The following is a 25735-nucleotide window of genomic DNA, read 5'->3' as shown; positions in this document are numbered from 1 at the left end:
ACTATAACGGATGTGCATGAACGGAATATGAACAAAACGTATATTTTTGATAAAAACCAAAATAAACTCTATTAGTCAATATTATCAAATTCATCTGCCTCCGGTTGCGGAAATAAGAAATATTTAATTGAATGTTTAAGTTTGACAGATTAAAAACCTCACGGATCTCTCCGTGAGGTTTGTTTTACTCAGATGCTGAATGGCGTTTCGCAAGGACGTCAAGCACGTCGTCCAAAGGAAGCGACTGCTCACGCAGAAGAACGAGCAAATGATACAGCAAATCCGCCGCTTCCCATTTTAATTCTTCATGGTCGCGGTTTTTCGCGGCGATAATAACCTCTGCGGCTTCTTCGCCGACTTTTTTGAGGATTTTATCGACGCCTTCCCGAAACAGATACGTTGTGTAGGCTCCGTCAGGCATCTCCGCCTGCCGTTTGGCGATTACGCTTTCCAGTTCGTTTAAGATGCCGAAACGATCCTGCGCGTCCGCTTTTTCCGGAGAAAAGCAGCTGTAACTTCCCTTATGGCAGGCGGGTCCTGAGGGCTCCGCAAGCACGATGAGGGCATCTTGATCGCAGTCATAACGGATGGCTTTCACCTTTTGGGTATTCCCTGATGTCGCTCCTTTATGCCACAGCTCCCCGCGTGAACGGCTGTAAAACCAGGTTTCTTTCGTTTCTATCGTTTTTTCGTAGGATTCACGATTCATATAAGCCAGTGTCAGCACTTCTTTGCTTGCCGCATCCTGTACGATGGCGGGAATCAGTCCGGCCTCGTCAAACCGCAGTTCATCTGCCCGTTTCATCTCACATTCACCCCGTGTTTCTTCATATAATCTTTCACTTCTTTTATAGATGTCTCTTTGTAATGGAAAATGGAAGCTGCAAGCGCGGCGTCCGCTTCACCGATCGTGAAGGCTTCAAGCATATGGAGCGCGCTGCCGGCTCCCCCTGACGCAATGACGGGCACCGGGACGGCACGTGTGACAAGCTGTGTGAGCGTATGATTAAAGCCTGTTTTCTCACCGTCTGCGTCCATGCTTGTCAGCAGGATTTCACCCGCTCCCCGGCTGACGGCTTCTTTTGCCCAGGCCGTGACTTCCCACTCGGTTTTCTTTCTGCCGCCGTGTGTGTACACTTTATAGCAATCCGAATCTTCGTCATACTTTGCGTCAATCGCCGCGACGATGCATTGCGAGCCGAAAAAATCCGCTCCTTCCGTAATCAGCTCGGGGCGGAGGACGGCCGCTGTATTAACGGATACTTTATCAGCGCCGGCGCGAAGCATTCGTTTCATATCGCTTAATTGATTGATCCCGCCGCCGACCGTAAACGGAATCGCCAGTTTTGCCGCAACCTGTTCTACGACGTCTGTCATCGTCTTGCGGCCTTCGTGAGAGGCGGAAATGTCGAGAAAAACAAGTTCGTCAGCGCCCTCCCTGTCGTAAGCTTCGGCCAGCTCGACAGGATCGCCCGCATCTTTCAGCCCGAGAAATTGAATGCCTTTGACGACGCGTCCTTCTTTCACATCGAGACACGGAATGATTCGTTTCGTGATCATGCGTCCTTCACCCCGCTGAGCGCTTCAGCCAATGAAAATTGTTTTGTATACAGCGCTTTTCCGATAATCGCTCCCGATACGCCGGCGTCTTTGAAGCGGGCCAGTGCTTTGAGATCGGCGACTGAGCTGACTCCGCCTGAAGCGATGACGTTTTTTCCCGTTGCTTTTGCGAGCTGAACGGTGCTTTCGATGTTCGGTCCTGACAGCATGCCGTCAGTTGCAATATCCGTGAAAATGAAGGTTTCCGCTCCTTCGGCCGCCAATTCACGGCCCAGATCGGCCGCCCTTACCGAGGATGTTTCCAGCCAGCCTTCCGTGGAGACATATCCGTTCCTTGCATCAAGGCCGATCGCGATTTTGCCGCCGTATTGTTTCAGCATGCTCCTCACGAATGCCGGATCGGATACGGCCGAGCTGCCGAGAATGACACGATCAACACCTTGTGATAAATAACCGTACACATCCGCTTCAGAACGGATCCCGCCGCCGATCTCGACTTTGATATCAAGCTGCCGCGCAATGTCAAGAACATGCCTGTCGTTTACTTTCCTGCCTGCTTTCGCGCCGTCAAGATCCACGAGATGAATCCACTCGGCACCTTCTTGTGCAAATTGCGCCGCCATGTCTAAAGGAGAGTCACCGTATATCGTTTCCTTGCCGTAATCGCCTTGGATGAGGCGGACGCATTTGCCGTTTCTCATATCGATTGCCGGATATAATGTAAAAGCGTTCATTTCTTCACCTTCTGTTCCGCTGCCATTTTTGTAAATTGCGTTAAAATCGCCATTCCGGCCGTACCGCTTTTTTCCGGGTGAAACTGTGCACCGAAGACATTGCGTTTCCCGACGACCGCCGGAACACGAACGCCGTACTCAGCGCTTGCCAGAAGATCGCCGTCTTCCATCCCGTCTATATAATAGGAATGGACAAAGTAAACGAAGCCTTCTTCCGCTTCCGAAAGCAAAGGAGACGTTTGGTGAAACGTCAGCCGGTTCCAGCCCATATGCGGCACCTTCAGCTTGTTTCCTTCGGCATCTCTGTCTTTGAGTCTCACAGCTTTTCCGGCTAATAAACCAAGTCCTTTTGCAGAGCCGTTTTCGGTGCTTTCCTCGAAAATGAGCTGCATGCCGAGGCAGATGCCGAGGAGCAGCTTACCCTCGTCAACCATACGGTGTATGAATTGATCAAGCTTTGTGCTGCGTAAATTGTCCATGGCATCACTGAATGATCCGACACCGGGAAGAATAAAAGCATCCGCTTTTTCAAGCTCTTCCGGCCGGTCTGATACGACATACGGGACGCCGACGCGTTCCAGCGCCTTCGATACGCTGAATAAATTGCCCATGCCGTAATCAATTACACCGATCATTTACAGCATTCCTTTCGTAGACGGCACACCCTTGACGCGCGGATCAATGGATGACGCTTCATCAAGCGCTCTGCCAAGCGCCTTAAACACGGCTTCTATCATATGATGAGTATTCGTGCCGTAATGAACGATGACGTGCAGATTCATTCTCGCTTCCAGCGCCAGTTTCCATAGGAATTCATGTACCAGCTCGGTATCAAACGTTCCGACTTTCGCTTGCGGAAATGCAGCGCGCATCTCAAGGTGCGGCCGGTTGCTCAGGTCTACGGCGACTTGGGCGAGCGCTTCGTCCATCGGCACAAGCGCTGATCCGTACCGTTTGATCCCTTTTTTATCACCGAGCGCCTCCAAAAAAGCCTGCCCTAAACAGATGCCGATATCTTCAGTCGTATGGTGATCATCTATCTCCGTATCGCCTTTTGCGTCAACAGTTAAATTGAATTGCCCGTGCTTTGTGAACAAATCAAGCATATGAGTCATAAACGGCACATCCGTGCTGATGTCGGCTTTTCCTTCTCCGTCTATTTCGAAAGCCAGCTTAATATCCGTCTCATTTGTTGTTCTGGCGCGTTCCGCTTTTCTCATCGGTCATTCCTCCGTTTCTCGCTTCAATCGATCTTGCGTGCGCTTCAAGCCCTTCCAGTCTCGCGAAGGCGGAAATGCTGTCCGCGTGTGTTTCAAAAGCCTTCCGGCTGTATGAGATGATGCTCGATTTCTTTTGAAAATCTGTTACATTCAACGGGCTTGAAAACCGCGCCGTTCCGTTTGTCGGCAAAACGTGATTCGGTCCGGCAAAATAATCGCCGACCGGTTCAGCGCTGTATCGTCCTAAGAAAATCGCTCCCGCGTGTCGGATGCTTCCAAGCAAAGCCTCCGGCGAATGCGTCATGATTTCTAAATGCTCGGGCGCCAGCGCATTCACCGTGTCCACTGCATCTTCCATCGATTCCGCGATATAAATGCGGCCGTGATCCCTGATCGACGCTTCGGCGATTTCTTTACGCGGCAGCGTCTGAAGCTGTTTATCCACTTCATCGGCTACCGCTTCTGCAAGCTTCCGTGAGTCGGTGACAAGCACGCTTGAGCTGAGCGTATCGTGTTCGGCCTGTGAAAGCAGGTCAGCGGCGACTTCTTTGGGCACCGCCGTATCGTCTGCCAGAACCACGATTTCACTGGGCCCGGCAATCATGTCAATATCCACAACGCCGAAGACTTCGCGCTTTGCGAGCGCCACAAATATATTTCCGGGGCCCGTGATCTTATCAACAGGCTGTATCGTTTCAGTTCCGTAAGCGAGCGCGGCAATCGCCTGTGCGCCTCCCGCTTTGTAAATTTCCTTTATGCCGAGCTCAGACGCCGCGGCCAGAACGCCCGGTGAAAGGCGGCCGTCTTTTCCCGGAGGACTGACGAGAACGATCCGTTCCACTCCCGCAGCGAGAGCGGGGATGACATTCATTAAAACGGAAGACGGATAAGCGGCCGTCCCGCCCGGCACATATACGCCCGCGGAATCGAGCGCCGTTATTTTCTGCCCGAGCATCGTGCCGTCTTTGCGATGGTAAAACCAAGAGGATTGCAGCTGGCGTTCGTGATATTCTTTAATATTGGCAATCGCCTGTCTGATCACTTCCAGCAGCTGATCATCAAGCAGACGGTATGCCTCGGTGATTTCCTCTGCGCTCACGGCCATTTGGTTCAGGCTGATGCCGTCAAATGTTTTTGTATAGGCCAAAACGGCTTTGTCACCGTTTTGTCTGACGTCTTCAATAATCCCCCTGACGGTTTTCCGCTGCTCTTCGGTTCCGCTGTCGATGGAACGCTTCAGTGAGAACCGCTCGCTTCTATTTATTGCGGTTATTTTCATTTTGCCGTTTCTCCTTCCACAACCTTGGCCAGCCTGGCCGCCATTTCGTCGATTACATCATCCTTCATGCGGTAGCTGACCGGATTGACGATAAAACGCGATGTGATGTCACAAATATGTTCTGATTCAACGAGACCGTTTTCCTTTAATGTCCGCCCGGTTGATACGATATCTACGATTCTGTCAGCAAGCCCGATTAAAGGCGCCAATTCAATCGAACCGTTCAGCTTAATGATTTCCACCTGCTCGCCCTGCTCTCTGAAATAACTTGACGCAACATTCGGATATTTCGTCGCGATCCTCGGGGCGACTCCGTTCCAATCCGCTCCGGGAAGCCCCGCAACGGCGAGATGGCATTTGCTGATTTTCAGATCGAGCACCTCATACACGTCACGCTCTTCCTCAAGCATGACATCCTTTCCGGCAATACCGGCATCAGCGACGCCATGCTCGACATAAGTCGTCACATCCATCGGCTTTGCCAGAATAAAGCGGAGATTTTCTTCAGGAACGTCAATGATCAGCTTTCTCGATTCTTCAAACTCCTCGGGCAGCCTGTACCCGGCCTGCCGCAGCAACCCGGCCGCTTCTTCGAATATCCGTCCTTTTGGCATTGCCATTGTGAGTACCTTACCCATTCTGCTCTTCCTTTCTGGCACCGATAAAGTATGTGACGTTTGCGAATGATTTTGTCATATGATCGATATTTTCAATGCCCGCCAGATCCTGCAGGACGACTTTTCTGCCTCTCGCCCTTTCTTCCTCCGCGAATAAAATGGCCTGCGCCCGCTGCTCCTTGCTGAAAATCACGGCGTCCGCTTCACTAGTTTCTTCCTGGATGCCGAGCGCTTCAATCAGCCTGTCGATACGGAGCCCGAAACCCGTGGCGGGAGCGGGGCTGCCGAAATGGCCGAGTAGATTGTTATAGCGTCCGCCGCTTCCGATGACAAAACCGACATTGGCCGCATACACTTCGAATAAAATTCCCGTGTAATAACTCATATGGCTTACCATATTCAGATCAAGGCGAATATGCTCGGCACATCCGTAATCCTCAAGAATGTCCCACAGGTCTTCCAGCTCCTGAATCAAGCTTTGTCCGGAGATGCCGATGATCTCCTCCGCCTTGGCGCAGATCTCTTTCCCGCCTCGCAATTCCAGAAGTGCGAGCAGCCGGCTTTTGTCTATTGAAGAAAGCGGAAGCGATTTGACATGTTCCCTGTATCCCACGTAATTCTTTTCAAAGAGAAAGCGCCGCAGAACATCCGCCCGTTCGGCATTGCCCAAAACCTCGACAAACAGCTCATCTGCGAGTCCGGCATGGCCGATCGCGATTTTAAATTGGTGCAATCCCGCGTTTTTCAAAGCGCCGGCCGCCAGCGCAATCACCTCGGCGTCCGCGCTTGTTGATCCGTCGCCGATCAGCTCCGCGCCGACCTGTTCAAATTCGGCCGGGCGTCCGCCTTCCCGCTCCTGAGCGCGATAGACGCTTGCCGCGTACCCCGCTCTGAGCGGATGATTGTGTTTGTGCAGCTTAGACGCCGCCACCCTGGCAATCGGTCCGGTCATGTCAGGCCGAAGCACAAGCGTTTTTCCGTCCTGGTCGAGAAGCTTAAACAGCTGCTGTTCTTCAATGGCTGACTGGACGCCTACTGTTTCATAGAATTCAAGGGTCGGCGTCTCCATAAACTGATAACCCCATTTATCAATTAAATCCGTCAGTGTGGAACGGACTTTTTTCTTTGCTTCATATAAACCGGGCAGCGTATCTCTCATGCCATGCGGTTTCTCAAACATAAACATTTGCCTTTCACACCTCCGCTTTGTCTGAAGGAAAATTCCGAATCCTTTAGTTCGCTAATATGATAATATGTTAGCAGATAAAAGAATGAATTGCAACGCCCAATGTCCGCCTATTCTTTTCCATAAACATGGCTAAAGAATGAACAAACCTGTAAACATATCGGAACGATCGAATCATATTGAGCAGAAGTGCTATAATACATAGAATAGCTTCATCAGAACAAGGGAGAGTAATAATGAAGACGCTTGGAACATTATGTGTGCTGATTCTGACAGCCATCCTTGTCTATCTCGGGTATAACATCTATACAAACGATATTCATTTGAATTTTTTTAATCAGCAGTCCGACGAGCCTGATGAGAAAACACCGTTAAAAGGGAGCGCGTCACCGCTGAATGTCGTTCTGTACAGACAGATGGATTCTCCCAGACTGTACAATGGCTGTGAGGTGACAAGCCTTGCCATGATTTTGAATAATGCCGGATATCATGTGTCAAAAAATACATTGGCGGATAAGATCAATAAAGTTCCGCTCACTTACAGCAGCGGGCTGAAGGGAGATCCGAATGAAGGATTTGCCGGAGATATGGAAAACGGCCCGGGTTTAGGCGTTTATCATGAGCCGATTGATAAACTTGCCAAAGAATATGCGGGAAACAAAGTATACGACCTGACGGGAAAAGACATTTCTTCAGTGTACCGCCAGCTTGAAAAAGGGCGGCCGGTCTGGGTGATTACCACCACATCCTTTAAGCCGGTTGATAATATGCAGACTTGGAATACGCCGAACGGAAAAATCGACATTACGTTCAGCATGCATAGCGTAGCCGTTACCGGTTATGATCACGATTATGTATACGTTAATGATCCTTACGGCTATAAAAACAGAAAAACAGACCGATCTGACTTTGAAAAAGCCTGGAAGCAGATGGGCAGCCAGGCCATTGTGATCAAGTCATAAAAAAACCCCGCTGACGTTAATCAGCGGGGTTTTCCATTCGTTTTTTCATTTCTTCGTCCGTATAGATCACCTGCATCGGATTTCCTCCGACAAACGCCCCGGCCGGGACATCTTTGTGCACCAGCGTGCCGGCTGATACAACGGCTCCGCTCCCGATGGTGACGCCGGGCAGAATCGTTGTGTTTGCCCCGATCATCACCTCGTCACCGATTGTGACAAAACCGGTCCGGTACTCATGTATTAAATATTCATGAGCCAAAATCGTCGTATTGTAGCCGATGATACTGTTTTTTCCGACAGTGATTTTTTCGGGAAACATGATATCCGGCATCACCATCAGCGCGAATGACGTCTGTTTTCCGACATTCATTTTCAAAAAGGTTCGATACAGCCAGTTTTTCACGCTTAAAAACGGCGTATACCTTGCGATCTGAATGATGATGAAATTTTTCATCACCTTCAGGAAGGGAACCGTCTGATAAACATGCCACAATGAATTTTCACCTGAAACCGGATGGCGGTCTGTTTTTCTCATGGATTACTTCACTCCGGTGATGTGCAATAAATCACTCATTTTCTCGAGCATATAATCGGGTTCATAGGCGGAAAGCGTCTGTGCGCCTTTAATCGTCCACGCGACGCCGGCTGTTTTCGTGCCGGCGTTTTTGCCCGCCATGACATCGTGATAATTGTCACCGACCATTATGGCTTCCGACGGATCGCACCCAAGCCGGCCGAGCGCAAGCCGCACAGGCTCGGGGTCAGGCTTCGGATGCTTGACATCATCAAGCGTGACGACAGTATCGAAAAACGCCCCGATGCCTGTCAGCTTCAATCCCATATTGACTGTATCCCTCAGCTTCGTGGTGACAATACCCAGCTGATACCCCGCTTTTTTCAATTCATCAAGCGTTTCATAAACCGTTTCGTACTCCGTGACGAGCTCATCGTGCTTTTCATGGTTGAATGCTCTGTACATGCTGATCATCTCATCGCACTTTTCAGCATTAATGCCTGCAAACGTTTCATACAGAGGCGGGCCGATAAACGGAAGCACATCTTCCCTTTTGAACTGCCCCGGGCAATAATGATCAAGCGTATGAAGGTAAGAAGCGATAATCAGTTCATTCGTGTCAATCAGCGTGCCGTCGAGATCAAATAAAATGGCGGTTACACGTTTATCAGTCATCTTATGTCCTTTCCGATTTCAGACGTCAGTCCGTATCTGCATACCGCTTATCGGCATACCCCTTCATGCGTCTGAAAATCATTAAAATAATCGCAAGTACAATCAGCACAATGGAAATGACCTGCGCGATCCGAAGCTGGCTCGTAAGCATCAGGCTGTCCGTCCGCATTCCCTCAATAAAGTATCTGCCGATCGAATACCAGATCACATACGTCAAAAACAGATCGCCCCTGCGCAGGTTCACGCGGCGGAGCAGAAGCAGAATCACGACGCCCGCAAAACTCCACAGCGATTCATACAAAAACGTCGGGTGATAATATTGTCCGTCTATGTACATCTGATTAATGATGAAATCCGGAAGATGCAGACTTTCCAAAAATGACCGGCTGACCGCTTCACCGTGAGCCTCCTGGTTGATAAAGTTCCCCCAGCGCCCGATGGCCTGGCCAAGCAGAATACTCGGCGCGGCAATATCCGCCAGCTTCCAGAATGAGATGCCTCTTACTTTTGAAAAGACGATTCCCGTTGCGATCGCGCCGATTAATCCGCCGTGAATCGCAATGCCGCCTTTCCAAATTTTAATGATTTCCCCGGGGTGTTCCGAGTAATAGCTCCACTCGAAAAGCACATAATATGCCCTTGCGCAAATGATTGCGATCGGGATGGCGAAAAGAACAAGATCAATAAAAATGTCCTTTTTCAGCCCCCGCTTTTCACTCTCCCTCATGGCCATCCAAAGCCCTAATAACGCGCCCGCGCCGATAATGATTCCGTACCAGTGCACGGATAACGGCCCGAGCTGAAAGGCAATCGGATTGATTGGTGTTCCTGCTTCATTCATATCATTGCCAACTCCTATTCGTCTTGTTCGCCGTCCTCAATGACATCCGCCAGCTTATTCGTGAATTGCTCGGCAGCATTTAAGCCCATCCGCTTCAATCTGAAGTTCATCGCCGCAACTTCGATAATAACGGCGAGATTTCGCCCAGGGCGGACTGGAATGGTCAGTTTTGTAATTTCCGTATCAATGATTTTCATTTTTTCTTCTTCAAGTCCGAGACGGTCGTATTGCTTCCCTTGCTCCCAAAGCTCAAGGTCCATGACGATTGTAATTCTTTTATTGCTTCTGACGGCGCCCGCTCCGAACAGCGTCATGACATTTATAATGCCGAGACCCCTGATTTCAAGCAGATGCTCAATCAGATCAGGCGCATTCCCGACGAGCGTATCCTGATCCTCCTGCCGGATTTCGACGCAGTCATCCGCAACAAGACGATGGCCGCGTTTGACGAGCTCCAGCGCCGTTTCACTTTTACCGACGCCGCTTTTTCCCGTTATGAGCACGCCGACGCCGTATATATCCACAAGCACGCCGTGAATGGCGGTTGTCGGCGCGAGACGGCTCTCAAGAAAATTCGTCAGCCTGCTTGACAGCCTGGTTGTTTTCAGAGGGGATCTGAGCACAGGCACACCGTTTTGCTCGGAAGCTTCTACAAGCTCCGGCGGGATCGGCATATCTCTGGAAAGTATGATAGCCGGCGTCACATCGGTGCACAGCGATTTCATCCGCTGTTTCTTATCTTCCTCGGGAAGCTGATCGAAAAATGACAGCTCCGTTTTTCCTAAAAGCTGCACCCGTTCTCTCGGGTAATATGTAAAATAACCGGCGATTTCAATACCGGGCCGTGATAAATCACTCATCGTAATCGGGCGGTTAATCCCTTCTTCTCCGCTGATCAATTCTAAATGGAACTGCTCCATTACGTCTTTGGTCCGAACCTTTGCCAAGATATGTTCCTCCTGTTCTGGGATGTTCCGAGCTTTGAACAGTTATATTTTATCACTTTACCGTCTGAACCAAAACAGATTTATACAATTCCGGCATAACTGGTATAGATAACTAGTCTGAAAAGGAGTAAAATAAAACTAACAACTAACCAGAAAGGCGTGTTTTAAAGTGGCTGAAAGCTTGTTAATCAGCGGTGCGGACATCGTAACAGAAGAAGAAATCATCCGAAACGGATTTCTTGGTATAAAGAACGGCATCATTTCTTACGCGGGGAAAACAAGACCGCAAGAAACGTATGAGAAGGAATGGAAGGCGCCCGAGGGTTCATATGCGCTTCCCGGAATGATTGATATTCATATTCACGGCGGATACGGCGCGGATACGATGGATGCTGATGTTGCAGCTCTTGATACAATGTCCGCCCGGCTGCCCGAAGAAGGAACAACCTCTTTTCTAGCGACAACGATCACACAGCAGCACGAAAACATTGAAAAAGCGCTCGTCAACGCCAAAAAATGGACGTCTTCCTCACCGCAGGCCCAAAAAGGCGCTGAGTTGATCGGCATTCATTTAGAAGGACCGTTTGTCTCTCCGAAAAAGGCGGGAGCACAGCCGAAACAATGGATTACTCCTGCTGATGCCGGGCTCTTTCAGAAATGGGAGCGGCTCTCGGGAGGGCTGATCAAAATCGTGACGCTTGCGCCGGAAGAAGATTCTGATTTCAGCCTGATCCGTTATTTAAAAGACCAAAACATCATCCCGTCAATGGGACACACAGACGCGGGAGCCGAGCTTTTACAAAAAGCGGCGGATGCCGGGGCAGTGCATATGACGCACCTCTTCAACGCCATGAGCTCCTTTCATCACCGTGAGCCGGGGGGCATCGGTACGGCTCTCGCCTGCGGCCGTATCACGGCGGAGCTGATCACCGACGGCATTCATTCTCATCCTTTGGCCGTTAAGCTTGCCTATTTGGCGAAAGGAAGCCAAAACCTGATCATGATTACAGACTCCATGCGGGCAAAAGGGCTTAAGGACGGAGAATACGAATTCGGCGGACAAAAAGTCACCGTTCGCGGGGACACGGCGCTTCTCTCTGACGGGACGCTGGCCGGTTCCATTTTAAAAATGAATGAAGGCGCGGCGCTCATGCGCAGGTTTACAAACTGCTCATGGCTGGATATAGCAAATATGACATCGGCAAATGCGGCCCGCCGCCTCGGCATATTCGACCGTAAAGGAAGCATCGCGGAAGGAAAAGACGCCGACGTTGTTCTGACGGACGGACAGTGCGGCGTGCTGGCAACGATTTGCCGCGGAAACACCGCATATATCTCAAGGGAGGCTGATTGGACATGAACGTTATCACATGCAGACATTATGAAGAATTAAGTGAAAAAGCCGCAGCGATTATTGCTGAAACAGTGAAACAAAAGCCGGATGCCGTTCTCGGCCTTGCGACGGGGGGCACCCCTGAAGGCGTATACAAAGAACTTGTGCGGATGCACCGCTCAGAAGGCTTGTCATTCCGGAATGTCACGACGATCAACCTTGATGAATACGCCGGGCTTTCTCCCGAGGACAAAAACAGCTATCATTATTATATGAATACACATTTTTTTGCACATATCGACAGCCGAAAGGACCGCCACTTTCTCCCTGACGGACGGGCAGACGATCTTGATGCCGAATGCGGACGCTATGACCGATTGATTCAAACACTCGGCGGAGCGGATATACAGCTTTTAGGCATCGGACACAACGGCCATATCGGCTTTAATGAACCCGGGACGCTATTTGAATCCCGAACCCATGTCGTTGAGCTGAATGAAGAGACAAGACAGGCGAATGCGCGGTACTTTCCGTCAATTGATCAGGTCCCTGTAAAAGCCCTGACAATGGGGATCGGGACGATTTTGTCCGGCAAACGGATTTTGATCATGGCATCCGGAAAAAGCAAGGCCCAAGCGGTGAAGCAGCTTCTGGACGGGTGCGTCAGCGAAGCATTCCCCGCCTCCGCCCTGCACGCGCATCCGGATGTGACGGTCTTGATTGATGAAAAGGCTGCGGGCGGCGATTGAAAGGATTTGACCTATGCAGATTGATAAACAATCTCCGATTCCGATTTACTTTCAGATTATGGAACAATTAAAAACACAAATCAAAAACGGCGAGCTGAAAGCGGATGCGCTGCTTCCGTCGGAGCGGGAATACGCCGAACAATTCGGCATCAGCCGAATGACGGTGCGCCAGGCGCTTTCCAATCTGGTGAATGAAGGATTTTTATACAGGCAGAAAGGCCGGGGAACGTTCGTCAGCAAACTGAAGATGGAACAGCCGCTTCAAGGGCTGACAAGCTTTACGGAAGATATGAGAAGCCGGGGCATGAAGCCGGGGAGCAGACTTGCCGAATACCAGCTGATTCAGGCGACGGAAGAATTATCTTCTATCCTGGGATGCGGCTATCCGGCAACGCTTCATAAAATCATCCGCGTCCGGCTGGCAAATGATATCCCGATGGCGATTGAAGCCTCGTACATTCCGTTTGACAAAGCGGGAAAACTGGACGCCTCTCATTTTCAATCATCCATGTATGAGCATATTGAAGCGTACAATCAGATGCCGATCTCACGGGCAAAACAAGAGCTTGAACCGGGAGCCGCTTCCGAGGAAGAAGCTGAGCTGCTCGGTATCCAGCCCGGCGCCCCCGTCCTCTATATCAAGCGGACCACTTATCTGCAGGACGGCACTGCCTTTGAGCACGTCAGATCCGCCTACAGAGGCGACCGCTACACATTCGTGCATTATATGGACAGGGTGAAATGAAACATCTCCAACCGTTACGGGTTGGAGATGTTTTTTTGATCTGCCATTTTCAAATCAAGCCGGTGAATGTTCTCTATGACTCTGGCAAAACGAAGAGGCTGTGGTTCTGGCATCTATTTTTATAAAGAAAAGAGTAATAAAATGCTACCCTCTGTTTTGGACAATATACGGAACCTGCTTTGAAACCAGTAGCAGCGGTTCTTTGTTTTTATGAGCCAGCGAAAACATGATTGCGCCTTCAATCATCGAGTTGATTGTCACCCCGAGCTTCTCCGCTTCCTCTTGTTCAAACCCATGCTCAAGAAATTTTGCCGCAAACACATCCGTCCACTTTTTGAACACCTCAACACATGTGCATCTTAACGTTTCATTGATCAGAGCGGTCTCACCCGCCAGCAATCCAACCGGCACGCCCTCAATATTCTGCGGATCATTAAACTGTTCAGCCGTTACATGAATAAAGTGCTGAATCGCTTCTATAGGGTCCGCGAATTGAGACATACTATTCTGTATTTGCTTTTCAACGCATCTTCCCGTATATTTGATCGCCGCAATGGCGAGTTCTGCTTTTCCGTTTGGAAAGTGATGATACACAGACCCTCTGGGTGCTCCGCTCTCTTTTATAATTTGATTCAAACCAGTCGCATGATATCCCTGAATCTGAAAAAGATATGCAGAGGTTTGAATAATTCTTTCTTTTGTCCCGGTTTTACTGTTCATTATGTTTCCTCCTGCATATTACGAAAACCAATCGATTTTAGTATAGAAAAGGGACATAAAAAAGTCAAAAGCACTTATCACAGCAGGGCGCCGCCATTTACGCACAGAAAAAATCCTGCTGACCGTCAGATTTTCTTCTGAGCGATCAGCAGGCTGTATTTTTTTCGTTATGGGTTTGAGGCATGCCTGAAATCAAACTGATCCGGAGCCGGGCGATACGGCGTATTTCCCGTTTTGAACATCCACAGCGGTGATATTGTTTTGCCGTTGTACGGGTCCTTAACGACGGTGTACCAGTAATAAACGGAATCAGGCTGCAGGCCGTCCCAGACCCAATTTGCGGTTTTTCCGCTTTTTACGTGTTTTTTATGACCGAGCAGTTCGTTCGTATAGACGTTGCATTCAAAATAATCGGTCGCCACCCTTTTCCTCTTCGGCTGTAAATCCATTTCTGCTGAGAATTCGTCTTTATCAGCGAACAGATCGGTGTCATAGTAATTGATGTCATCCGTGTACGGCGAGTAGGAGAACATGTGAACCTGATTGGCGGCCTGATCGAATTGCATCATGCGCATAAAGCCCTGCCCCCCTTCCGGACCGTCCTGGTAGTCGGTCAGAATTTGGTGAACGAGGCGGTCCGGTTTTCCGTCCCCGTCATCGTCAAGCGCATCGGTTTTTTTCATGGCGTTATGGTAATGGCCGCTTAATACCATCGCCACATTGCGATTCGGCTTGACGACTTTTCGATAGATCGTTTCCCCGATCGGGCTTCGATTTCCGCTGACAAGCAAGTACTCATGAAAGCATAAGATGGCGGTTCGGTCCGGATACCTCTTCAGCACTTGATTGATCCAGTCAATCTCTTGTTCCGCAATGCCCCAGCCCATATAAATCATAATAAAATCGTTCCCGCTTGCCGACAGCAGGTCATAATGCCCGCGGTTATTTTTATATGATCCGCCGTAATGCATGTTCTGTTCAAACCGGCGGCTCCCGAAGAAATCCCCGAAGGTTCGATATGTGCCGTCTTTATGGCCGACGTCGTGATTGCCGGCAAGCACTCCGTACGGAATCCCCGCCTTGTCAAGTGTCCGCATGGAGTGATCGGCGTTTTTCCACTGTTTCATCACCATTGAATCATCGACGATATCACCGGTATGAAAGACATATTTAATATTGTGCTTTTCCTTATTTTCTTTGATCCACTCCGTCATTTTGTCAAAAATGTGCGGGTGTCCTTGTGCGTAATATTGTGTATCCGACATCCAGACAAACGTGTAATTGCCTTTCGCCGGTATTTGATCCTGCACGATGACATTCATTTTTGAGTTCTTCACCGCATCCGCTGCGGAAACGGCGGCTTTTAATGTAAACGGCTTTTTATCTTTGGCAAGAACGCTGTCCGCCTCCTGCCAGCGGCTTGTCCGGTAATTCCAAATATACATGGTTACCTTTCGGCCGGGCAGAGAGCTTCCTTTCCAGACCGCCTCGGCCAGATCCGTTTCGTCGATAGACGGGTCAACGGAGACTTCGAATCGGTGATAAGGAAAACGCTCCACACTTTCCGTCGATACGGTTTTTCCGTCATTTGCCGAGATGCGGTTCATTTCCGGCAGGGTAAACGGCATTTCATTTTCTTTTATGCCCCTCGGCGGTTCCGTTAATGAGGCGTGTTTATACACTTTCACGCTGCCCGGATTCCGCGCGGTATAACGGAAGCCGCGATAAAATGATACATTCATGTCATCCTTCGTCGGGTCTTTTACCCGGACGGACAGCTTTGCTTTGTGGGCGCCGATTTTTTGATCCGCAAGCTCCGGCTGGTTCGGCTCCTCCCGTTTGATATGGAAGGTGCGGACGGACGTTGTTTCATTTCCGGCAAGGTCTGCCGCAATGATGGTAAGGGTATGTTTTCCGGGCTTGAGATCGGCTGATGACGTGTGATGCGGGAGCGTAATGCTTTCTCCGTCCAAAAACGCTTTGACCTCTTCCACTTTGCTCCATTTATCACGGATGTCCGCATTCAGCTCAACATTACCTTTCAGCGCCGCGCCTTCTTTGATACCCGGGACAATCTTCGGCCCCGTATTGTCCACCCGCACAGATTGGCTCAGCTGCTCCTCACCGTCGCTAACAAAAATATGGTGATAGCCTTCAGAAAGCTTCGCCGTGTTCCACGGCAGCAGCCGTGACGTAAACAAATGATCCGGCAGGCTGAATGAGAAGGTCTTCTGCTGATTCGCCCGCCTGCCGTCACCGATAAACAGCTGCTCAGCCGGATCCGTCTTCCCGTCTTTGATCACCGTTCCATCCGAAAGCACCAGACGGGCATGTTTCACCACAAAATCATCCCGATTCTCTCCCGTGTCATACGGAGAAACCTTTGAGCCCGAACGGATGGATACTTTCTGTGTTTTGCCCCCTTTTTGTAGCAGACGTTCCGGAAGGAGAACCGAGTGCGTTCTGTAACGGTGAGACGGATCGTCAAAAATGTGCAGCACCTCATTTTCCATTATGACGGTGTTTTGAAAATAAAGATTCGTTTTCCGGGCATCGAAGGCGAAATAGACCTCTTTTTCCAGCGCCGGCCGGGTCTCCTGCCGTTTGCCGTCAATCCACAGCTTGATCTTATCGGGGCTGACGTCGGAAGTCGCTTTGAGCAGATAGGTGCCGGATATCGTATCTTCGGGTTCAACATTCATTCTGAGTCCGTGTGATTTGCTCGTCTGTTCAATGTCAATCATCTTGACGGGCGTTTTTGCTTCATTTTCTCCATCACTGGCTGCGATATAATACTCAAGCTGATCCTGACCGAGCAGTTCCGGGGAATAAAGAATATGATGGTATAAGCTGTCGTTGCGGTCTTTTTCGGCCAGAATTCGTTTGAATGGTTTTTTCTCATTGGTCCGGTAATAAAACGCGGCTGTTTTGACAAGGTTTTTGTCTTTTATGTCAGCCTTTAATTCAATGCTTTCAGCGGGCCGGACGGGCTTTCTGTCTGTAAGGTCTTCGATGACCGGTTTTTTCTTGTCGGGTTTTATCACCCTTTTCTGCTGCGGGATCTGCGCCTGAAAAACAGAGCCCGGTGACGGCTTATGCTCGCTCGTGGAGATCCTCAGCAATTCTCCCGTTCCGTTCAGCGGATATTTGTACAGCAAAGAAGTCAGCCGGCGGAAAGCGTGTTTCCGGTAATGCGCTGAGGCGATACCCTTTCCGGTATTTGCCGACAGCACCACCGTACGCGGGCGGCCGTTGGACATTCCGTCCGTCCCTTCGATGACGGCGAGATGTTCTCCCTCCTTCAGGCGTGTCCCGTAATAGCGATTGAAATCATCTATCGTCAGTTCTGATGCGGCGCGTCTCAGCCAAAACACGTAAGTCCCGCCTGACGGAATGACGGTATCTTCTTTCGGTCTCCATATCATATCTGATTCCGGCCCTTCCTTCGGATAGCGGTAGCGGATGTGATAGTCTTTAAAATGAATGGGTCTGTCCGTCGTGTTATACACCTCGATAAATTCATAGGCATCAGCGCCGTCTTCATTTTTCGTATCAACCGCAAGCTCCGTAATCATCAGCTCGGGAATATGATTCAAATCGGCTTGATAGCCGTCCAGCTTCAGCCGCTTTTTCTCCGATTCCGCCCGCTGTCTGCCGTTGGTGAAAACGAGGTAATATTCCAATTCTCCATTCCAGATATCCCGCTTTGAAACCTGGGCCGTAAACAGCCGGATTGCGCCTGGCGCGGGCTCCATCGGCACCATTTTAAATCCCAGCTCATTGCTTTGTTTATAAAAAAGAAACGCCGAAAACGCTTGATAGTCAGCATTCCGTACATGAGCCTGTATGAACAGGTTTCTTTTCATTTCCGCCTTTACTTCGATTTGGGGAGGATTCTCCAGAAGCGGTATGTAATGAGGCGGCTGTCCGAATTCCTGCTGATTCACGGGGATTGCCGATTCTTTGCGCGCCGCATCCGCAGAAGGACTCACACAAAGCAAACCAATCAGAAAAAAGAGCGTCATCACAAGTTTCATCTCATTACCTCCCTATGCATTATGTTGCGTCAGGAGGCTGCCGCTTATGTAAATCACACATAAAAAAGCTGCCCTCTCGGGACAGCTCGTTTTTTACCTTTTTCTAAGCGGCTCCAATATGCCTTTTTGGATCAGCAAGTGGAAAACGGACAGCACGACGGATGCCCAAATGGCAGTGCCGAACCCATCAATCTGAAAGCTGTCTCCCATCAAGGCTGCGGTCATCATTAACGTAATGGCGTTGATGACAAACAGAAAGAGGCCGAGGGTCACAACCGTGACGGGCAATGTCAATATGACGATGATCGGCTTGATCAGTACATTTAACACAGAAAGAATCACACTGGCGATGACAGCCGCTCCGATACTGCTGATATGGACGGAATCAAAATATCCCGCGATAACGATTAATAATAAAGCATTTACTAAAATGCTGACTGCCCATTTGATCATTTATTTCAAATCTCCTTCTAAAGGTACAACAAAACACCAGATAATATATACAATCGGCACGATTCCGCTCGTGACAAGCGCTAATACAACGGTGATAATGCGTAAAAGCGACGCATCCATATTGACGTACTCCGCCAAACCGCCGACAACGCCGGCGATTTTACGGTTTTTTTCTGAACGGTAAAGTCTTTTCATCCAATCACCTCTGAGTATGCTTGAGCTTAATGGCTCCTGTTAACGATTCTGAGAAAATCGAGAGATGCTGATCATGGCCTTGATTTGATGCCAGCATCAGTTCTTTTTGAATGGTATCATTCTTTTCCTTTAAAATTTCCGCATCAATCAGCTCATGGCTGAGAGAGCCGAGATTGCTTTTCAGCTCCGCTTTCACCGCCGAATCATCAGGCAGAGCGATATCCACGTTTCCGGTCGTCGTTTTCGTGTAGATGGAGCGGCAGTGCGGCGCTGTCACGGTAAGCATGATATTGCCGTTAAAGCTTTGAACGTCAATGGATTCACTCGATCCGCGCAAATCAATCAAGCCGTTGATCGTTTCCGCTTCAATCGCTCCGCATTGATGTCCGGCCAGCTTGATTTGTCCGTTAGCCGTTTCCGCCGATGCTTTATCAGCCGTCAAATGAGAGAATGACAGAACGCCGTTTGTCGTTTTCGCCGAGAATTCTTTTACATGTAAATGTTCCCCTCTGATCGGTCCGTTAAACAGCTTCACTCTTATCTTATCGTACTCTTTCTGGGGAACATAAAGCGTGACATTGGTTTTCATCGTTTTCTTTTCCGTGCGGACAAAAAACTTATTGCCCTTCACTTCACACTCAATGTGCTGAAGAAATGCGGTGCGCGCCGCCTCCTGACTGTCCGCCCGGTACACTTTCGCCTGGCACTCCGCTCTGATATCTTCATCCGCCCACGGCACGATATTGACGCTGCCGTTTGCAATCTGCATATCAATGGCCGAGAATTCACTGTCTTTAAATTGAAAAATATGCTGCACTTCGTGTGCGTGGCCGAAATTCAGATCAAGATCCGCTTCCTTCACTTTTTTGACGGCAGAATCAATCCAGTCGAACAGCTTCGCCCCGAGCGACGGCTTTTGGCTTCCTTTTGCCCCGCTTTCGAAATCTTCCGCAGGTTCCTGGACCTCCGCAGATAATGCGGTGATCTGCTCTTCTTTTTCTTTATATTCATGATCCAGTTTTTCAATGAGCGTCAGTGCTTCCTGCGCCGTCAGCATGCCGTCTTCCACAAGCTTTAAAATCCGTTCTTTCTCCTGTTTCATACAAAACGCCTCCCCCGACTTTTCTTACACCTGGCGTAACACCTTAATTCCCTGCACGATATTCCAAATGACCATTCCGATGAGGATCAGAAAATAAACAGCTGCTCCTGTTATCATAACAAAAACGGGCACCATACTCTCCCCCTGAGCCGTAATCAATCCGCCGACAACACCCGCGGTCACAATCAGCAATCCCGCAAACGGAATGATATGGGAAATCAGAGCGCGCATGGCATGCCGCTTCGTCTCTTTTTCATCGACGACAAAGTAAGCCACAATCGGAAGAATGAGCGGCGCGAGAAACACGCTGAAATAACAGATTGATGCGATAATCGCTTGATTTCGGTTCAATAAAAACACTCCCTGTGCCGTGATGTAAAAACCCTTCCTTATACATACGTATGACGAATGGGCGGGTTTCATTTTCATGCTAAGGACATGCTTCGTTATACGTAATTTTTGATTTCAGAGATTTCACTATAGAATCTTTTCCCCGAACCGATTACAATATGTAACAAAGCCTGACCGTATGCAAGGAGGACATACAAATGGAGAAAGATCCCAAAAACGCCCAAGTAACGGAAGAGAGTCTTCGAAATTTAATTCGCGAACAGAAAAGAATGAACAGCGAAATGCTGGCTGAATTGGAACAGATCAAAGCAGCCCCTCTTCCCATTTCCCATGATATCCAATATATAAAAGTGCTGCTGGACAGCAGCAGCACCCATATTCTGCAGGACTTAATGCATTTAAGCAGACAGCTTCCCCAACAGAAAAAAAGCCTGTAACAACAACAGCCCAAAACCGATGAGTTTTGGGCTGTTTTTATTGATCTATTACGTGGCTGCCGTTTCTTTTTCGGCCAGCAATGTTTTCATCCGTTTTTTATCACGTTCCATTACCGGTTTCAGATAACGGCCCGTATATGATTCTTTCACTTCGACAACTTCTTCAGGCGTCCCGGAGGCTACGATCGTGCCGCCGCCCGATCCGCCTTCAGGTCCCAGATCGACGATGTAGTCAGCCGTTTTAATGATATCGAGATTATGTTCAATGACCAAAACGGTATCACCGTTATCGACGAGTCTTTGAAGCACAACCAAAAGCCTTGCGATATCATCAACGTGGAGGCCTGTCGTCGGTTCGTCCAAAATATACAGCGTCCGGCCGGTGGAACGCTTATGCAGTTCGGAAGCGAGCTTGACGCGCTGCGCTTCTCCGCCTGACAGCGTCGTCGCCGGCTGGCCGAGCGTCACATAACCGAGTCCGACATCGGCAAGCGTTTGAAGCTTGCGTTTGATTTTCGGGATATTTTCAAAGAAAGACAGAGCATCTTCCACCGTCATATCCAGAACGTCAGAAATGCTTTTTCCTTTGTATGTGACCTCAAGCGTCTCCCGGTTGTAACGTTTGCCGTGGCACACTTCACACGGGACGTACACGTCAGGAAGGAAATGCATCTCAATTTTAATGATGCCGTCGCCGCGGCAGGCCTCACAGCGCCCGCCTTTTACATTAAAACTGAACCGGCCTTTTTTATAACCGCGCACCTTTGCTTCATTTGTCTGCGCGAATACATCGCGGATATCATCAAACACACCCGTATAAGTTGCCGGATTTGATCTCGGTGTCCGGCCGATCGGCGCCTGGTCGATGTCGATCACCTTATCAAGGTGGTCGAGGCCTTTGATCTCTTTATGGCTTCCCGGTTTCGCTTTGGCTTTATGAAGCTTTTGCGCAAGCGCCTTATGCAGAATTTCATTCACAAGCGTACTTTTTCCGGAACCGGACACACCTGTCACCGCCGTAAAAGTGCCGAGCGGGAATTTGGCGTTCGCTTTTTTCAGGTTGTTTTCTGACGCGCCTTTGATTTCAATGAACCGGCCGTCAGGCTTTCTTCTCTCCGGAGGCATCGGGATGAATTGAGCCCCTGACAAATAACGTCCGGTCAGAGAGTCCGCATCATTCATCACTTCTTCAGGCGTCCCCGCCGATATGACGCGGCCGCCGTGAATGCCGGCGCCCGGACCGATATCTATCAAATAATCGGCAGCCATCATCGTATCCTCATCATGCTCCACGACAATCAGTGTGTTGCCGAGATCCCTCATGTTTTTCAACGCGCTGATCAGACGGTCATTGTCACGCTGGTGAAGGCCGATGGACGGCTCATCAAGAATGTACAGAACGCCTGACAAACGGGAGCCGATCTGTGTTGCAAGCCTGATGCGCTGAGCTTCTCCGCCTGACAGCGTTCCCGCCGCCCGGCTCAGCGTCAGGTAATCAAGACCGACTTTATCTAAGAAGCTGAGCCGCTCCACAATCTCTCTTAAAATTAAATCGGCAATCTGCATATCTTTCTCAGACAGCGTCAGTCTTTTGAAAAATTCCAGCGCATCGCCGACGGAAAGCTCGGTAATGGTGCCGATGTGGCGCCCGTTGACCAAAACGGCCAGCGCTTCTTTCTTCAGCCGGTAGCCTTTGCACGTCGGGCACGGCTTCTGTGACATGTACTGCTCCATCTGTTCACGGATATAATCGGAGCTTGTCTCTTTATACCGTCTCTCAATATTGCGCAGCACGCCTTCAAATTCAATTTCATTTTCGCGCACTTGTCCGAAATCATTCTCGTATTTAAAGTAGATCCGTTCATCGCCGCTACCGTACAGCACTTTATCAAGCTGATGCTTCGGCAGGTCTTTGACCGGAGTCTCCATATCAATGCCGTAATGGCGGCAGACCGCCTGAAGCAGCTGCGGATAATATTGTGAACTGATCGGCGTCCACGGCGCGATGGCGTGTTCTTTTAATGACAGCTCAGGATTGGGAATGACGAGCTCAGGGTCCACTTCCAGCTTTAAGCCGAGACCGTCACAAGTCGGACAGGCGCCGAACGGGCTGTTAAACGAAAACAGCCGGGGTTCAAGCTCTCCGATAGAAAAACCGCACAGCGGACAGGCGTGATGCTCGCTGAACATCAGCTCCTCCTGACCGATGACATCTATCATGACACGGCCTTCCCCTAAGCGGAGCGCGGTTTCCAGTGAGTCGGAAAGCCGGGCGGCAACCCCTTCCTTGACGACAATCCGGTCAATGACGACTTCAATGGAATGCTTTTTGTTTTTTTCAAGTTCAATATCGTCGGAAAGCTCGGCCATTTCTCCGTCAATCCGCACCCTTACGTAACCTTGCTTTCTGATTTGGTCAAGCACTTTGACATGGGCGCCTTTTCTGCCTGAGATGATCGGCGCAAGCACTTGAAGCTTCGTCCGCTCCGGATATTCAAGAATCCGGTCAACCATCTGTTCAATCGTTTGCGACGTAATTTCAATGCCGTGCTCCGGGCAGTGCGGCTTCCCGACTCTCGCGTACAGCAGCCGGAGATAATCATAAATCTCCGTTACCGTTCCGACGGTTGACCGCGGATTGCGGCTCGTCGTTTTCTGATCAATGCTGATCGCCGGAGAAAGCCCTTCGATCGCATCGACGTCCGGCTTATCCATTTGCCCTAAAAATTGGCGCGCATAGGCAGAAAGCGATTCAACATACCGCCTCTGTCCTTCCGCGTAAATGGTGTCAAAGGCAAGGGATGATTTTCCCGATCCGGACAGCCCCGTCACGACGACGAGCTGATCCCGCGGAATCGTTACATCAATGTTTTTTAAATTGTGCGCCCTCGCGCCTTTCACCTCGATCCGGTCAATTGCCATGTGTTCATCATCCTTCCGCTTTAAGCTCTAACAGTAAATCACGAAGCTCTGCCGCCCGCTCGAAATCAAGCGCTCTGGCCGCTTCTTTCATTTCGTGCTCCATTTGCTCAACGACTTTCTGGCGTTCTTTCTTCGTCATCTTCGCCAGTTTAGGCGCGGCTTTTGTTTTATATTCTTCTTTATCCTCAGCGGCCTGCGTCGCGCGGATCACATCGCGGATTTCCTTATTGATCGTTTGCGGCGTAATGCCGTGAATTTCGTTAAAGCGCTCCTGCTGTTCCCGGCGGCGCTTCGTTTCATTAATCGCGATTTCCATCGAATTCGTGATTTTATCGGCATACATGATGACGCGGCCTTCCGCGTTTCGTGCCGCCCGTCCGATCGTCTGAATCAGCGAACGTTCGGAACGGAGGAAGCCTTCTTTATCCGCATCGAGAATGGCGACAAGTGACACTTCCGGAATATCAAGCCCTTCCCTCAGCAGGTTGATGCCGATTAACACATCATGTTTTCCGAGGCGGAGGTCACGGATGATTTCAATCCGTTCAAGCGTCTTAATCTCGGAATGCAGATAATTGACCTTGATGCCGATTTCCTTGAGATAATCGGTCAGATCCTCTGACATTTTTTTCGTTAAAGTCGTCACAAGAACGCGCTCATTCCGTTCAATTCTCGCCTGAATCTCGCCGATCAGATCATCAATCTGTCCTTCGATCGGACGGACGTCAATGAGGGGATCGAGGAGTCCCGTCGGTCTGATGATCTGCTCGATCATTTCCGGCGTATGCTCAATTTCATACGGTCCTGGAGTCGCCGACACGTACACGATATTGTGCATGTGTTTCTCAAATTCCTCGAATCGGAGCGGACGGTTGTCAAGCGCTGACGGCAGGCGGAACCCGTGATCGACAAGCACCTGTTTTCTCGCCTGGTCACCGTTGAACATGCCGCGCACCTGCGGAATCGTCACATGTGATTCATCAACGACAATCATAAAATCGTCCGGAAAATAATCAAGCAGCGTATACGGCGTAGAGCCCGGCGGACGGAGTGTCAAATGTCTTGAATAGTTCTCGATCCCTGAGCAAAAACCCATTTCCCGCATCATTTCAAGATCATATCTCGTCCGCTGCTCAAGCCGCTGCGCTTCAAGGAGCTTGCCGTTTTCGTGCATCACTTTCAAGCGCTCCTCAAGCTCCTGTTCAATATTCAGAATCGCTTTTTCCATCTTTTCCGCCCGGGTGACGAAGTGGGAAGCCGGGAAAATTGCGACATGGTCACGGTCGCCGAGAATTTCTCCGGTCAAAGCGTCGACCTCTCTGATCCGCTCAATTTCATCTCCGAAAAATTCCACTCTGATACAATGTTCATCACGGGAAGCCGGAAAGATTTCCACAACGTCTCCGCGCACGCGGAACGTCCCGCGCTGAAAGTCGATATCATTGCGGGCATACTGGATATCCACAAGCTTTCTCAGCAGCTCGTTCCGCTCAATTTCCATTTCCGGTCTGAGCGACACAACCATCTCCCGGTATTCTTCAGGTGAACCGAGACCGTATATGCATGACACACTCGCAATAATAATGACATCTCTCCGTTCAAACAGAGAGGATGTCGCGGAGTGTCTCAGTTTATCAATTTCATCATTAATGCTTGCGTCTTTCTCTATAAAAGTATCCGTTTGAGGCACGTACGCCTCCGGCTGATAGTAATCGTAATAGCTGACAAAATATTCGACAGCGTTGTTCGGGAAAAACTCCTTAAACTCGCTGTACAGCTGTCCGGCTAGGGTTTTGTTATGGGCAATGACCAGTGTCGGTTTATTCACTTCTTTAATCAGATTGGACACGGTAAAGGTTTTGCCCGTCCCTGTCGCACCCAGGAGAGTCTGGTGTTTTCTGCCTTCCTGTATGCCTTTGACAAGCTTCTCAATCGCTTGCGGCTGATCTCCCTGGGGCTGATATTTCGAGACTAACTCAAAACGATCTTTCACAAAAAAGCCTCCGTTTCTTTACGAAATCTTCCTATTGATATAGTAACACAATGACGGGCAAAATCACTAAAAATACGAACTAAAGTTCGATGGTTTGTTTTTACCAAGTCAATTTTTGTATAAAAAACCTGCTTTTATGGCGTAAAAGCAGGCATTCTATTTC

General features: G+C 49.6%; 25 protein-coding genes. 5 read left to right on the top strand and 20 right to left on the bottom strand.

Annotated features, from left to right (window positions below; translation table 11 throughout):
• Positions 1-184 precede the first annotated feature (184 nt).
• Genes hisIE through ACWHAR_RS12740 form a run of 8 tightly spaced genes read right to left on the bottom strand, consistent with a single transcriptional unit; the run spans position 185 to position 6596 of the window.
• Positions 185-805 (bottom strand): bifunctional phosphoribosyl-AMP cyclohydrolase/phosphoribosyl-ATP diphosphatase HisIE, encoded by a 621-nt coding sequence (hisIE, locus tag ACWHAR_RS12775; protein WP_032876234.1) that lies wholly within the window; start codon positions 803-805, stop codon positions 185-187.
• Positions 802-1560, bottom strand: a complete 759-nt coding sequence (gene hisF / locus ACWHAR_RS12770; RefSeq protein ID WP_032876230.1) for an imidazole glycerol phosphate synthase subunit HisF — start codon at positions 1558-1560, stop codon at positions 802-804. Before hisF ends, hisIE begins: the two co-directional genes overlap by 4 nt.
• On the bottom strand, positions 1557-2294 hold the full coding sequence (gene hisA, locus ACWHAR_RS12765; RefSeq protein WP_032876227.1) for a 1-(5-phosphoribosyl)-5-[(5-phosphoribosylamino)methylideneamino]imidazole-4-carboxamide isomerase: 738 nt from the start codon (positions 2292-2294) through the stop codon (positions 1557-1559). The genes hisF and hisA overlap by 4 nt, the downstream gene beginning before the upstream one ends.
• The gene (hisH, locus tag ACWHAR_RS12760) at positions 2291-2929 is read right to left on the bottom strand and encodes an imidazole glycerol phosphate synthase subunit HisH (RefSeq protein ID WP_029973526.1); all 639 of its coding nucleotides are present in this window, start codon (positions 2927-2929) and stop codon (positions 2291-2293) included. Before hisH ends, hisA begins: the two co-directional genes overlap by 4 nt.
• Positions 2930-3514 (bottom strand): imidazoleglycerol-phosphate dehydratase HisB, encoded by a 585-nt coding sequence (gene hisB, locus ACWHAR_RS12755; protein ID WP_007614023.1) that lies wholly within the window; start codon positions 3512-3514, stop codon positions 2930-2932. It abuts the gene before it with no gap.
• Positions 3480-4793 (bottom strand): histidinol dehydrogenase, encoded by a 1314-nt coding sequence (gene hisD / locus ACWHAR_RS12750; protein ID WP_032876224.1) that lies wholly within the window; start codon positions 4791-4793, stop codon positions 3480-3482. The genes hisB and hisD overlap by 35 nt, the downstream gene beginning before the upstream one ends.
• On the bottom strand, positions 4790-5431 hold the full coding sequence (hisG, locus tag ACWHAR_RS12745) for an ATP phosphoribosyltransferase (RefSeq protein ID WP_032876221.1): 642 nt from the start codon (positions 5429-5431) through the stop codon (positions 4790-4792). The genes hisD and hisG overlap by 4 nt, the downstream gene beginning before the upstream one ends.
• A complete protein-coding gene (locus tag ACWHAR_RS12740) occupies positions 5424-6596 on the bottom strand; it encodes an ATP phosphoribosyltransferase regulatory subunit (protein WP_032876219.1) in 1173 nt (390 codons plus the stop codon). Before ACWHAR_RS12740 ends, hisG begins: the two co-directional genes overlap by 8 nt.
• 236 nt (positions 6597-6832) lie before the next feature.
• On the opposite strand from ACWHAR_RS12740, the gene ACWHAR_RS12735 reads away from it, so the two are divergent.
• Positions 6833-7558, top strand: coding sequence for a C39 family peptidase (locus tag ACWHAR_RS12735; protein WP_007614029.1), 726 nt, complete (start codon positions 6833-6835; stop codon positions 7556-7558).
• 16 nt (positions 7559-7574) lie between these two features.
• Here the strand turns inward: ACWHAR_RS12735 and ACWHAR_RS12730 are convergent, their stop codons facing one another.
• Genes ACWHAR_RS12730 through hprK form a run of 4 tightly spaced genes read right to left on the bottom strand, consistent with a single transcriptional unit; the run spans position 7575 to position 10535 of the window.
• The gene (locus ACWHAR_RS12730) at positions 7575-8093 is read right to left on the bottom strand and encodes an acyltransferase (protein ID WP_032876217.1); all 519 of its coding nucleotides are present in this window, start codon (positions 8091-8093) and stop codon (positions 7575-7577) included.
• Between the two features lie 3 nt (positions 8094-8096).
• Complete coding sequence (gene ppaX, locus ACWHAR_RS12725; protein WP_032876215.1) at positions 8097-8747, bottom strand: pyrophosphatase PpaX; 651 nt, start codon at positions 8745-8747, stop codon at positions 8097-8099.
• 25 nt (positions 8748-8772) lie between these two features.
• Positions 8773-9588, bottom strand: coding sequence for a prolipoprotein diacylglyceryl transferase (gene lgt / locus ACWHAR_RS12720; RefSeq protein ID WP_032876213.1), 816 nt, complete (start codon positions 9586-9588; stop codon positions 8773-8775).
• 14 nt (positions 9589-9602) lie between these two features.
• The gene (hprK, locus tag ACWHAR_RS12715; protein ID WP_003151456.1) at positions 9603-10535 is read right to left on the bottom strand and encodes an HPr(Ser) kinase/phosphatase; all 933 of its coding nucleotides are present in this window, start codon (positions 10533-10535) and stop codon (positions 9603-9605) included.
• A gap of 169 nt (positions 10536-10704) precedes the next feature.
• On the opposite strand from hprK, the gene nagA reads away from it, so the two are divergent.
• From nagA to ACWHAR_RS12700, 3 genes are read left to right on the top strand one after another with little or no spacing between them, the layout of a single operon-like run.
• Positions 10705-11895, top strand: coding sequence for an N-acetylglucosamine-6-phosphate deacetylase (gene nagA, locus ACWHAR_RS12710; protein WP_032876210.1), 1191 nt, complete (start codon positions 10705-10707; stop codon positions 11893-11895).
• Complete coding sequence (nagB, locus tag ACWHAR_RS12705; protein WP_032876207.1) at positions 11892-12617, top strand: glucosamine-6-phosphate deaminase; 726 nt, start codon at positions 11892-11894, stop codon at positions 12615-12617. Before nagA ends, nagB begins: the two co-directional genes overlap by 4 nt.
• Before the next feature lie 13 nt (positions 12618-12630).
• On the top strand, positions 12631-13362 hold the full coding sequence (locus ACWHAR_RS12700) for a GntR family transcriptional regulator (protein ID WP_032876204.1): 732 nt from the start codon (positions 12631-12633) through the stop codon (positions 13360-13362).
• Between the two features lie 144 nt (positions 13363-13506).
• On the opposite strand, the gene ACWHAR_RS12695 is transcribed toward ACWHAR_RS12700, so the two are convergent.
• The 6 genes from ACWHAR_RS12695 to ACWHAR_RS12670 form a co-directional block, all read right to left on the bottom strand.
• Positions 13507-14082, bottom strand: a complete 576-nt coding sequence (locus tag ACWHAR_RS12695; protein WP_015418312.1) for a TetR/AcrR family transcriptional regulator — start codon at positions 14080-14082, stop codon at positions 13507-13509.
• A gap of 167 nt (positions 14083-14249) precedes the next feature.
• Positions 14250-18119, bottom strand: a complete 3870-nt coding sequence (locus ACWHAR_RS12690; protein ID WP_032876201.1) for a metallophosphoesterase — start codon at positions 18117-18119, stop codon at positions 14250-14252.
• 93 nt (positions 18120-18212) lie between these two features.
• Entirely contained in the window at positions 18213-18572 is a 360-nt protein-coding gene (locus ACWHAR_RS12685; protein WP_007407446.1) for a phage holin family protein, read from the bottom strand.
• Positions 18573-18767 carry a PspC domain-containing protein gene (locus ACWHAR_RS12680; protein WP_007407447.1) on the bottom strand — a complete coding sequence of 65 codons (195 nt, stop codon included), beginning with the start codon at positions 18765-18767 and terminating at the stop codon, positions 18573-18575.
• A 4-nt stretch (positions 18768-18771) separates the two neighbouring features.
• Positions 18772-19869: a DUF4097 family beta strand repeat-containing protein gene (locus ACWHAR_RS12675; protein WP_007614045.1), complete on the bottom strand. Its 1098-nt coding sequence runs from the start codon at positions 19867-19869 to the stop codon at positions 18772-18774.
• Positions 19870-19893: 24 nt separating this feature from the next.
• Positions 19894-20220 (bottom strand): hypothetical protein, encoded by a 327-nt coding sequence (locus ACWHAR_RS12670; RefSeq protein ID WP_003151444.1) that lies wholly within the window; start codon positions 20218-20220, stop codon positions 19894-19896.
• 197 nt (positions 20221-20417) lie between these two features.
• On the opposite strand from ACWHAR_RS12670, the gene ACWHAR_RS12665 reads away from it, so the two are divergent.
• Positions 20418-20657 (top strand): hypothetical protein, encoded by a 240-nt coding sequence (locus tag ACWHAR_RS12665; protein ID WP_032876198.1) that lies wholly within the window; start codon positions 20418-20420, stop codon positions 20655-20657.
• A gap of 48 nt (positions 20658-20705) precedes the next feature.
• On the opposite strand, the gene uvrA is transcribed toward ACWHAR_RS12665, so the two are convergent.
• The gene (gene uvrA / locus ACWHAR_RS12660) at positions 20706-23579 is read right to left on the bottom strand and encodes an excinuclease ABC subunit UvrA (RefSeq protein WP_032876195.1); all 2874 of its coding nucleotides are present in this window, start codon (positions 23577-23579) and stop codon (positions 20706-20708) included.
• Positions 23580-23586: 7 nt separating this feature from the next.
• Positions 23587-25572 (bottom strand): excinuclease ABC subunit UvrB, encoded by a 1986-nt coding sequence (gene uvrB / locus ACWHAR_RS12655; protein ID WP_003151439.1) that lies wholly within the window; start codon positions 25570-25572, stop codon positions 23587-23589.
• Positions 25573-25735: the final 163 nt, after the last annotated feature.

This window comes from Bacillus sp. LR--39 (genome assembly GCF_053613335.1).
The sequence above is the reverse complement of the archived record's forward strand: the minus strand, read 5'-3'. Positions and strand labels throughout refer to the sequence as shown.